The sequence below is a fragment of the Haematobacter sp. genome, assembly GCF_032102465.1.
Lineage (GTDB): Bacteria > Pseudomonadota > Alphaproteobacteria > Rhodobacterales > Rhodobacteraceae > Haematobacter.
Genome location: NZ_DAMDHB010000069.1, coordinates 1 through 8,661 on the forward strand (window position 1 = coordinate 1; position 8,661 = coordinate 8,661).

The window sequence follows — 8,661 nt, forward strand, 5'->3', positions numbered from 1 at the left end:
AGGGAACCGTTGAAACCAGATTCGACGGTTGGGGTGGGGGTGTCCACATCATCAAGAAAGCCCTGCCTGTGCTGTCGAGGTCCCGGAGGGACTGCGCCGGCCGTCGTCCTTGGCCTCTAGATCGCCATCGAGGCCGCAATGGAGCGGGCCCGAACACGAGAGAATGGAGACAGACAATGGCGACCATCGGCACCTTCAAGAAGACCGGCAACGAATACACCGGCGAAATCGTCACCCTGAGCGTTCAGGCCAAGGGCGTGCGCATCGTCCCGGACCTGCGGGCCACGGGCGAGAATGCGCCCTCGCACCGGATCCTGGTGGGCCGCGCGGAGATCGGTGCCGCCTGGTCGAAGCGCTCGAACGAGGGCCGGGACTATCTGGGCCTGAAGCTGGACGATCCGAGCTTCTCGCACCCGATCTTCGCGAACCTCTTCGATGACGAGGACGGCGAGGGCTACAGCCTGATCTGGTCGCGTCCCAACGGCAACCGGGGGGACTGATCCCCCCAACCACAAGGCCCCGGTCGAAAGGCCGGGGCCTTCGCATTGCTTCCATAACACCCAATGGCGCTCGGCCAGCAGCAGCCGATACTTCTCCTGCTGCGTAAAGCACTGACTCGCGTCATCGCAGGGGATCGTCAGCGGGACGCCTCACTGCAATCCGCTTGCGCGGCATCGCACAAGTTGCGGCGCGTCCGGCAGGCGGCTGGAACGCGCTGATTGGTGCGACACCGATCCTACGCGGGCTTTCCTCGCCAGATAGATATGGTGGAAGGCATCCACCCGCCCGCCGGGCAATTGCACGTCCTCGCGCTGCCAGTCCCAGCCAAGCTCGCTGAGCCTGTCCTCAAAAGGATCGGAGATTTCAGCGGACCAGAAGGCCGCAATGCCGCCCGGTCGCAGAGCGTCCCGAACCGCGTTCAGACCACTTTCTCCATAGAGGCGCTGATTGTCATCGCGGACCAGGAAATCCGGTCCATTGTCGGTATCCATCAGGATCACATCGAATCCCGGGCCGCTTTCGGAAAGCAGATCCATCACATCCACGACCCGCAGTTGCACCCGTGGATCGCGCAGTGGATGATCGGCCAATGGGGCCAGAACTTCATGGTTCCATTGCGCAATCGCCGGGATCAACTCGCAGACAGTGACCTGTGCATCCGGGGGCGAGAGATCGAGTGCGGCCCGCAGGGTGAAGCCCATGCCGAGTCCGCCGATCAGCACGCGCGGTTCGGAGGCGCTGCGTAGCCGCCACAGACTGCGCTCGGCCAACACCGCTTCGGAGCGCCACATGATGTTCGACATCAACTCGATGCCGTTGAAGCGGATCTCATAGATATCGCCGCGTTTGCGCAGCAGGATATCGTCGCCCACCTCGGTCGAGGCGCGGGCCAGTTCAGTCCAGAGTGTCATGACAAATCCCTCGGCCCCGTCAGGGTGCCGGTCTGATGTGTTGCAGGGGAATGGTCTGGGGTTGCCCGGCGGTCAGCGCATGCTCAGCGCACGGGCAACCCGGGCACATGGCGTGCCCTGGTCCCGATCAGCAGCGGGAAAAGCGCTGCGCTGGATTTGCTGCCAATATGATCACTCATGACCACTCTTGTGCCTGATCAACCCGCCTGGAGCAATGGCAGGGGTATTTTCCGAGTCTGAGCTGGAAGCCGGCTGGCTGGTATCGGGCCTTTCCCTCGAGGATCGCCGTGCGTGGTCTTTTCCGATTCCTTGTGAGCGGCATGGCCTTATGTCCGGGGCCGACGGTCGTGAGTGTCTCCCGCACAATATTCATCTTCAATTTGCGGACCGGATTTCACCGCCTTCAACACGACGAAGAACGCGCCCATCTTGCTCCGAGGCCGGTGGCGAGCGGAGGCATCCCGTCACTGGGCACGGCCCCTGTCAGAGCCAAAGCCCCATCCCCGCTTCCATTCGCAAACCTTGGTCCGATCCGTCTCTTTGAAATCAACCCGTAAAGGGTCGGCTTACGCGCGCGTGCCGCCCTCGGGGATTCGGCACAAGGCCGAACGCCCGAGGGTGATTGCAGATCCGATCAGACACTTCGGGCGCCTGTCGAGCGGGGGATGGTCCCTCGTCTCCAAAGACAGGAGCCAGTCCCATGTCCAAGAAGGATGCCACCGCTTTCGCCGCCAGCCTCGCCGCCACGCTGATGGTCTCGATCGTCGTGTTTCAGGCCGGCGATGGCAGCCATGCCGCCATGCCCGCCGATGAATATGATGGCGATGAGACGCTCATCGCCCTCGAGATCGACCCCTGGCAGTGAGGCGCGCAAGCGCCTCACCCCCTCTGGGCAGGCCTCGCACGGCGAGCCGCGCCGTGCACCGGGGACGCGCGATCACCCGCCAGTGGCGCGCGCCGCGCAGAGGAGCCGGGATGGACCCCGGCGCGGGAGAGGTCGAGGAGGGATCCGGGAAGGGCGAGCCTTCCGTTCCCAGAGAGAGCGCCGGTCGGCTTCACCCGTCCTTTTGCTCTCAGGAGAAGTCCGATGACCCAAGATATCACAACATCCCCGGAAGCCAATCTCGCAGCCGCCATGGCGCAGTTCGATGCCTCGCAGCTGGCGCATCAGACGCTCAGCACCACCGCAATGGCACAGAACAAGAAGGCCCTGTTCGCGGCCATGCGCGCCGCCGGGATCACCGAGATCATCGTCACCTTCGACGGCGCCGGCGACAGCGGGCAGGTCGAAGATATCGACGCTCGCCGCGGCGATGCCGTGGTGCCGATGCCGGACACGGAACTCACTCTCGCGCAGGTCAGCTGGGGCATCAGCGAGATTTCGACGAGCAGCATGTCGCTCTCGGACGCTGTCGAGGCCCTGGCCTATGACCTCCTCTCGGATTGCCATGGCGGCTGGGAAAACTGCGACGGCGCGTTCGGCGAGTTCCATTTCGACGCCGAGGCCGGGACGATCCTGCTGGACTACAACGAGCGGTTCACTTCGTCCGAGCAGTTCAACCACAGCTTTTGAGGGCGGGGAACATGGCACATCCCTATCATCACGCCCTGTCCTCGGTGAAAAAGTGGGGCGGCGTGGTCGAGGATTACATCGAGTTGCATTCCTGGTTCGATGCCTCGAAGCAGATCCTTGCTGACTTCAGGCACCGAGCTTTGCGCCACCATGCCGAAGGAATTTTTCTGCTGGAGACCGTGTTCGGCAAGACGCTGACGCTGTCCTCGGGCCGGGTGATCCCGACGCGATGGGTGGGAGAGCAGCATGTCCGCGAGGATCTGGGGCACATCCCGAGCTTCGCCGACTGGGCACGGGCGATCCGTCCGGAGCCGTGGATGGGGCGTACTCCGAAGATCGAGGCCGAAGTGGAGCCGTCGCAGGCCGCCCCGACCCCGGCACCTGATCCGTTCTACCCCCTTCTCGGCCTGACAGCTGATGCCGCAGGTTTCGCAGTCCTGCGCGCCGCATCCCGTGCCTTCCACCCCAGTATCCGCAAGGATCCCGGCCTCAGGCTCGCCCGGCGGCGGTTCTACCGCCAGATGCTGGCCGCCCATGCGGCCGCCACGTCCTCGGTCATCTGACCGTTTCCCTCCGCAATCCCGACCAGGCCCGGCCTCGCGCCGGGTTTTCCATTTCTGACAAGGAGCCTGTCATGGCCGACTATTTCACCCATTTCTCTTGCCTGCTCGATGCGGGTTCGCCTGAGAATGCCGCCAAGGCGATGGCACTGTTCCACCGCCTGCGCGCCGAAGAGGCGGATGCCGACGAGCTTGCGTTCAACGGCTTCGATCTCGTCCAGCAAGACGGGCCGAGCGGCTCGCAACTCTGGATCCATGATGATGATCAGGGCGACGTCGAGGGCGTCATCAACTTCGTGCTGCGCCTTGCCGAAGAGCTGAACCTCACCGGCCTCTGGGGGTTCGACTATGCCAATACCTGTTCTCGCCCCAGGGTCGAGGCTTTCGGTGGCGGGGCGCATGTCATCGACCTTGGCGCACGCAAGAGCATCGGCTGGATCAGCACACATGAATGGCTGAACGCCGTTCTGAATGGCGAAGACATCGACGCCGTGGAGGCGGTCACAGGATGAACACCACGGTTACGATCACCCCCGCTTCTCCCTCCCGGCCTCTGCCCGTCGTCGAGTTTGGGCGCAGCGCCGACGGCCTGCTGGTCGCGCGTGTCGGCGACACCGCCTTCGCCATGGTGCCGGCACGGCAAGGGCGGCATTTCCTGGCGACGGGCTGGCGGCTTTCTCGTCCGCTCGAGACCTGGCGGCGCGATGACTTCTACGGCCATTCCGGTGATGTCGTCGACGAGGCCGCATTCCGCGCTCTGGTCGCGGAGAATGCCGAACATCAGCGTGAGCGCGCGGCACTCGGGAGGTGTGAGATTGTCTCCCGTGTCCATACGCCATGGGGTTCCTCGCAGGGTGCCACGATCTATGGCGAAGGCGTCCTCTGCCACTCCACGGCCGGTCATGGCGGGTTCCAGCTTGCACCAGAGCAGAATGCCCGTGTGCATCCGCTGCTGCGATCCTCCTCCGGGTTCTACGAGGAAGATGCCGAATGGGCAGCGGTTGCGCAGGCTTTTCCGGATCGCTTCACGGGTTATGAACGCCGCCTGGCCGATGAGACGCTGCGCAATCACTGGCCAGAGGCCTGGGAGGCCATGCATGGTCGCGCCCTTCAACACGGCGAATCCCTAGAGCGGGATCGCCAGATCTTCGAGCGTCAGCATGCAGGGGACTGGATCGTGATCTCGGCGGTCAGTTCTGATCGCTTTCCCGGCTTCGTGGAAACGACGGCGACGCCGGGAGCGAAGCGTGGACCGGGCGTCGAGCGCCGCCGCTTTCTTGTACCTGCGGCCGAGTATGAACCCGGTCTGTTCGGGTTCGTGATCGATCCCGCGCGGCATCAAGATCTGACCGATGGAACTGGTTGACCAGCCATGCCGACAATCTCGGCTGCGCGTGTCTGCTGCGCGGCCGAGAGGGAGAGGTGGGGTCGGGGCAAAGCGACGGGTCATGAGGTGGGAGAGAGGCTTCCGCTGCCCGTCGTGGAGACACCGCGATGACCTATTCAGGTTGAACTGAAGGGTTCCTGTCCGCCGGGCGGGTGCTGATCAGCCAGACCCTTGCGCAGCTTCGACTGGCGCAGCGCACCCCTCTGACCATCACCTGTACCGGCGAGGCGCGCTATCTCGATCCCGAGCTCGAGCGATGGGCGTTCGAGCGCAGCGTTTGCCTCGGCGCCTGTGACAGCCTCGTGGACGCGATGATGCTGGTGTCAACGCGCCTTGGAAGTGGCGACGTTGCTTGTAGCGATGATCCCGCGCTCCGCTTCACGCCGAAGCTGATTGCGGTGGTTGATGCCGATCAGGGGCTGGTGCTGGCTGGCGAGGTTGCAAATGGTGGCGTGACCTGGCTTCAACCCGTCGCAAGCGATGCAGAAGCGCGGGCGGTGGTTACGTTGGCCTGCAGCCAGCGGGCTGAAGCGCAGCATCTCGCCGATATGGGCAAACATGCCGATGCTAGCCTCTTGCGCAGGCGGGCGGCCGCGGCTGAAGGGCGCCTGGTCGATCCGTTCTGGCGTGATGCGGCGCAGCTTGCGCTTCTGCAGCGGAGGGCTGCGTGATGCCTTCGATCATCGAGATCACGATCTATCGCTTTGACGAACTGCCGGAGGCCGCGAAAGACAATGCCCGGGCCTGGTATCGTGAGGGTGCCTTTGATCACGACTGGTATGATGCCGTCTACGAGGACTTCCAGCGCATTGCGGAAATTCTCGGAATCCGTCTGCGGGCCCGGACATCCCGGCTGATGGGCGGAGGCACCAGCGAAAGTCCCCGCATCTGGTTTACCGGGTTCTGGTCGCAGGGGGATGGGGCGGCGTGGGAGGGCAGCTATGCCTTCAACAAAGGCGCTTCCTCTGCCATTCGCTCCTACGCGCCAATGGACCAGGAACTGCACCGGATTGCAGATGCGCTCCTGGCGGTCCAGCGCCGCAACTTCTACCAGTTGCAGGCGGATGTCCGGCATCGCGGCAGCACCTATCATGCTTTTACCATGGACGTCGCTGTCACGCGCGAAAGCCCGGTCGGTCAGGACATGACCGAAGATGCCGAGAGCATTGTTACCGACCTGCTGCGCGATCTTGCCCGGTGGCTCTACCGGCAGCTCGAACAAGAATACGACTATCTGTCTTCCGATGCTGCCGTCGATGAGGCAGTGCTCGCGAATGGCTACACGTTCACGGAGAGCGGGCGGAGGGCCTGATCAACCAGCTTCCAGCCGGGCCGCGATTCAGGCTCAGCGATTGCGGTCGATCCACCGGGACAGCAATTGCCGATCCCGGAAGCATTCATCCGGGATGGCGCGCCGCCGAAGCCGCGCAAGCCGTTCGGCGAAAGCGACCTGTTTCGAGGTGGGTTGGCCATCGTCCAGAGGTTTCAGCCGCGACTGCGCCTCGATCCAGGTGCTGAGACTGCGGCGATTCTGTTGGACCTCCCAGGGCAGGAGGGTCTTGTTCCGGAGCGCGAGCGAGCGGGCATAGGCGATCTGGCGCGGCGTCACCGCCAGGGCATGAGAGACAGGTTCCATCGTCGATCTCCCTTGTCGGGTTGAATCTCTATATGGAACATATAGAGAACAAAATCAATCAACGCCGGGGAGAGGCAGAGCGGGGGAGGGAGTTCTGTGAGCCATGCGGCAGACAAGAGAGCGCCGCCGGGCTCGAGGTTTTCCCTTTCCGAGGAGTTCGATCCCATGAGCACGATGACTTCTGTTGACCGGGTGGCCGAAGAGCGCCGCCCTACCTTTTTGCCCGACCTGTTCGGGCCGACCCGAATGCTTGTCGCCGAGAATATGGTCTATGCCATGATGGATAGCCTGAGCCCGCTGGACTACGGCGGTGGCCATTGGGACTTCTATGAGCAGGGCGGGCGGCCGCTCTTCATGGCCCCGACCTCGAAAGCGCGCTACCGCATGGCCTGTAGCGGCAACGGCTGGCAGGGCGAGGTCTCGGCCGAAGCGGCGGGAATTATCGCAACGCTGTTCGCCTTCTCTCACCTCTCATTCCACCATGCTGCTGATCAGTTGGTCGAGGGCTATGCACGGCTTTATGAATTTGCAGGCGACCATCCCGAGGCTGCGGAGATCTTCCAGGCCATCGACTGAGCGCCTTCCCTCTCATGCTTGCATGAGCCTTCTGCACCCTCCGACGCTTGCGTCGGAGGGTATTTCTCTTTGGCTGGCGCCTGCCGCGGTCGCACGCACGGCTTCTGCTGCGTTCCCGGCGCCGTCCGCTCTGTCATACGGTTGGCTCAGTCCACCTGCACCAAGATAGCCTCTGGACAGCCCGGCCTTTCGATCTCGGCAATCGGTTGGCGTTTTGCCCCCGGTCGTCATGGGCGTGCAGGGATCAGTCTTTCCCTCATTCCGGCCTCTTTGATCGTGGGTTCCGTGGATTGGTTGCACACTCTGATCGCGCTTTCTGCCCTGTCCCTCTTCCCGGTCAAGCGCTTGGGCGGTATGTGCCGATCCGGCGGCCCGGGCCAGTATCCGATCTGATGAATTGCCTCGCCCGCGGCCGCAGGTCGGGGGGAAGGGCGCAAGCCCGCCTGTTCGCAGTCTGGGTGATCATCGCCGTTGGTTGTCTGTCGGATCTTCCTGGCGGTTCTTTCAGGATCGCCTCTGTCTCCTGTCTCTCTGGTGTGGACGGGACCGCTCGCATGCGTCCTCTGTGATGGGCTGATCTGGCCGAAGACCAGCGCGGCAGCCGCGCTTCGACGTCTCGGCGCAACAGCGTCGCCCGAACTTTCTTCCCCTGGGCTTCGCCCATTCCTCGCGAGGCAAGAAAGCCCTGCCTGTGCTGTCGTGGTCCCGGGCGGGACTGCGCCGGCCGTCGTCCCCGGCCTGTCGATCGCCATCGAGGCCGCACTGGAGCGGGCCCGAACACGAGAGAATGGAGACAGACAATGGCGACCATCGGCACCTTCAAGAAGACCGGCAACGAATACACCGGCGAAATCGTCACCCTGAGCGTTCAGGCCAAGGGCGTGCGCATCGTCCCGGACCTGCGGGCCACGGGCGAGAATGCGCCCTCGCACCGGATCCTGGTGGGCCGCGCGGAGATCGGTGCCGCCTGGTCGAAGCGCTCGAACGAGGGCCGGGACTATCTGGGCCTGAAGCTGGACGATCCGAGCTTCTCGCACCCGATCTTCGCGAACCTCTTCGACGACGAGGACGGCGAGGGCTACAGCCTGATCTGGTCGCGCCCCAACGGCAACCGGGGGGACTGATCCCCCCAACCACAAGGCCCCGATCGAAAGACCGGCGCCTTTACAATTTCTCGCCTTGGTAGGCTGCTTTGCGGACAAAGCTGCCGCTTGCAGGTGCGGCAGACCAAGACGCACTTCGAGGTCTAAATAATCCGCCGGGCGGATAGCCGACTGACGGGTGCGCGGCATTGCACCTGCAGCAAACCCGGGATAGCGGCCATCTGTGCTCGGCGCGGCGATTACGATGCCCCGCGTCCCGTCACGGGCGGAAAGCGGCCAGCCAGGTGCCAGCCACTATTTAGTCGTCCAGGTAGGAATCAGTCCCAGGCCACGGTCGCCTGGCTGTCACAAAACCTTCGCTTGCGTCGGATCGTTATATCCATATTTCATGAAGTATGGATATTGATAGCGCCT

General features: G+C 63.6%; 11 protein-coding genes and 1 pseudogene. 10 read left to right on the top strand and 2 right to left on the bottom strand.

Annotation, left to right across the window (positions count from 1 at the left end; genetic code table 11):
- The first annotated feature begins 176 nt into the window (after positions 1 to 176).
- On the top strand, positions 177 to 500 hold the full coding sequence (locus RT513_RS20380; RefSeq protein WP_035714848.1) for a DUF736 domain-containing protein: 324 nt from the start codon (positions 177 to 179) through the stop codon (positions 498 to 500).
- Positions 501 to 650: 150 nt separating this feature from the next.
- Here the strand turns inward: RT513_RS20380 and RT513_RS20385 are convergent, their stop codons facing one another.
- Entirely contained in the window at positions 651 to 1,373 is a 723-nt protein-coding gene (locus RT513_RS20385) for a hypothetical protein (protein WP_179209265.1), read from the bottom strand.
- Between the two features lie 739 nt (positions 1,374 to 2,112).
- On the opposite strand from RT513_RS20385, the gene RT513_RS20390 reads away from it, so the two are divergent.
- From RT513_RS20390 to RT513_RS20420, 7 genes and pseudogenes are all read left to right on the top strand, one after another.
- Positions 2,113 to 2,277 carry a hypothetical protein gene (locus RT513_RS20390; protein WP_169742256.1) on the top strand — a complete coding sequence of 55 codons (165 nt, stop codon included), beginning with the start codon at positions 2,113 to 2,115 and terminating at the stop codon, positions 2,275 to 2,277.
- A gap of 222 nt (positions 2,278 to 2,499) precedes the next feature.
- Positions 2,500 to 2,985, top strand: a complete 486-nt coding sequence (locus RT513_RS20395) for a DUF6878 family protein (RefSeq protein WP_051911455.1) — start codon at positions 2,500 to 2,502, stop codon at positions 2,983 to 2,985.
- Between the two features lie 11 nt (positions 2,986 to 2,996).
- Positions 2,997 to 3,356, top strand: a pseudogene (locus tag RT513_RS20400) (DUF6915 family protein); the annotation flags it as partial.
- A gap of 263 nt (positions 3,357 to 3,619) precedes the next feature.
- Positions 3,620 to 4,057, top strand: a complete 438-nt coding sequence (locus RT513_RS20405; protein WP_035714837.1) for a hypothetical protein — start codon at positions 3,620 to 3,622, stop codon at positions 4,055 to 4,057.
- Positions 4,054 to 4,911, top strand: coding sequence for a DUF7007 domain-containing protein (locus tag RT513_RS20410; RefSeq protein ID WP_035714838.1), 858 nt, complete (start codon positions 4,054 to 4,056; stop codon positions 4,909 to 4,911). The genes RT513_RS20405 and RT513_RS20410 overlap by 4 nt, the downstream gene beginning before the upstream one ends.
- A 173-nt stretch (positions 4,912 to 5,084) precedes the next feature.
- Entirely contained in the window at positions 5,085 to 5,603 is a 519-nt protein-coding gene (locus tag RT513_RS20415) for a hypothetical protein (RefSeq protein WP_290690819.1), read from the top strand.
- A complete protein-coding gene (locus RT513_RS20420) occupies positions 5,603 to 6,244 on the top strand; it encodes a hypothetical protein (RefSeq protein WP_035714841.1) in 642 nt (213 codons plus the stop codon). The genes RT513_RS20415 and RT513_RS20420 overlap by 1 nt, the downstream gene beginning before the upstream one ends.
- 33 nt (positions 6,245 to 6,277) lie before the next feature.
- On the opposite strand, the gene RT513_RS20425 is transcribed toward RT513_RS20420, so the two are convergent.
- Complete coding sequence (locus RT513_RS20425) at positions 6,278 to 6,568, bottom strand: hypothetical protein (protein WP_290690816.1); 291 nt, start codon at positions 6,566 to 6,568, stop codon at positions 6,278 to 6,280.
- Between the two features lie 165 nt (positions 6,569 to 6,733).
- Between RT513_RS20425 and RT513_RS20430 the strand changes: the two genes are divergently transcribed.
- Together RT513_RS20430 and RT513_RS20435 are read left to right on the top strand one after the other, a co-directional pair.
- Positions 6,734 to 7,144 carry an antirestriction protein gene (locus tag RT513_RS20430; RefSeq protein WP_035714846.1) on the top strand — a complete coding sequence of 137 codons (411 nt, stop codon included), beginning with the start codon at positions 6,734 to 6,736 and terminating at the stop codon, positions 7,142 to 7,144.
- A gap of 800 nt (positions 7,145 to 7,944) precedes the next feature.
- Complete coding sequence (locus tag RT513_RS20435) at positions 7,945 to 8,268, top strand: DUF736 domain-containing protein (RefSeq protein ID WP_035714848.1); 324 nt, start codon at positions 7,945 to 7,947, stop codon at positions 8,266 to 8,268.
- Positions 8,269 to 8,661: the final 393 nt, after the last annotated feature.

Coding starts and splice junctions, on each gene's coding strand:
- RT513_RS20380 (WP_035714848.1), top strand. CDS start 177: ATGGCGACCATCGGCACCTTCAAGAAGACCGGCAACGAATACACCGGC.
- RT513_RS20435 (WP_035714848.1), top strand. CDS start 7,945: ATGGCGACCATCGGCACCTTCAAGAAGACCGGCAACGAATACACCGGC.
- RT513_RS20390 (WP_169742256.1), top strand. CDS start 2,113: ATGTCCAAGAAGGATGCCACCGCTTTCGCCGCCAGCCTCGCCGCCACG.
- RT513_RS20420 (WP_035714841.1), top strand. CDS start 5,603: ATGCCTTCGATCATCGAGATCACGATCTATCGCTTTGACGAACTGCCG.
- RT513_RS20395 (WP_051911455.1), top strand. CDS start 2,500: ATGACCCAAGATATCACAACATCCCCGGAAGCCAATCTCGCAGCCGCC.
- RT513_RS20410 (WP_035714838.1), top strand. CDS start 4,054: ATGAACACCACGGTTACGATCACCCCCGCTTCTCCCTCCCGGCCTCTG.
- RT513_RS20430 (WP_035714846.1), top strand. CDS start 6,734: ATGAGCACGATGACTTCTGTTGACCGGGTGGCCGAAGAGCGCCGCCCT.
- RT513_RS20425 (WP_290690816.1), bottom strand. CDS start 6,568: ATGGAACCTGTCTCTCATGCCCTGGCGGTGACGCCGCGCCAGATCGCC.
- RT513_RS20405 (WP_035714837.1), top strand. CDS start 3,620: ATGGCCGACTATTTCACCCATTTCTCTTGCCTGCTCGATGCGGGTTCG.